Below are 718 nucleotides of genomic sequence, written 5' to 3'. Positions count from 1 at the left end.
CGGTAGCCGAATCGTTCTTCGCGACATATAAGAAGGAACTCATCCACACCAGGCCCTGGCCGAACCTGAAAACTCTCAAGAAAGCAACATTCACCTGGATCGAGGAGTACTACAACCGGGCACGGCGACACTCCACCCTCGGCTATTTGACGCCCGCCGAGTATGAATTAGGATTGAGGGACATCCACGAACTCGCCGCATAATTCTGGTATCCACTTTCCCGGGAACACTCCACTTCAGGGTCTTGAACGCCGCCTCACTGTAGGGGTTGTCGTTGGAGACGTGGGGCCGGGAGTGTGACCTGGCCACGCCCAGGTCCAGGAGCAGCTGGGCGACCGGTTTGGAGGTCATCGAGGTGCCTCGATCAGCGTGCACCGCGCCGGGCACCCCGTGGACGCCCATCGCCTGTTCCAGCATGTTCGTGGCGATCTCGGCGTCCTCTCGTGCGGCGATGGTCCAGGCGACGACGAACCGGGAGAAGATGTCCAGGACCACGTACAAGTCGTAGTACACGCCCCGGTCCGGGCCCTTGAGCTTGGTGATGTCCCAAGACCACACCTGCCCCGACGCCGTGGCCACCAGCTCCGGGCGGGCGCGGGGCGGGTGGACCGCCTGCCGGCGACGCTCACCGGCCATCGCGTTCTCGCGCAGGATGCGGTGCATCGTGGATCGCGAGCACAGGTAGATGCCCTCGTCCAGCAGCGTGGCCCAGACCTGC

At 63.5% G+C, this 718-nt stretch carries 1 protein-coding gene and 1 pseudogene; one reads left to right on the top strand and one right to left on the bottom strand.

The window, feature by feature from the left end; translation table 11 throughout:
• The first annotated feature begins 41 nt into the window (after positions 1-41).
• Positions 42-203, top strand: coding sequence for an integrase core domain-containing protein (locus tag BKD30_RS17110; protein WP_408033378.1), 162 nt, complete (start codon positions 42-44; stop codon positions 201-203).
• A gap of 25 nt (positions 204-228) precedes the next feature.
• Here the strand turns inward: BKD30_RS17110 and BKD30_RS11135 are convergent.
• Positions 229-718 (bottom strand): annotated as a pseudogene (locus BKD30_RS11135) (transposase); the annotation flags it as partial.

Source organism: Tersicoccus phoenicis (assembly GCF_001968835.1).
In the GTDB taxonomy this organism is placed as follows: Bacteria; Actinomycetota; Actinomycetes; order Actinomycetales; family Micrococcaceae; genus Tersicoccus; species Tersicoccus phoenicis.
The sequence above is the reverse complement of the archived record's forward strand: the minus strand, read 5'-3'. Positions and strand labels throughout refer to the sequence as shown.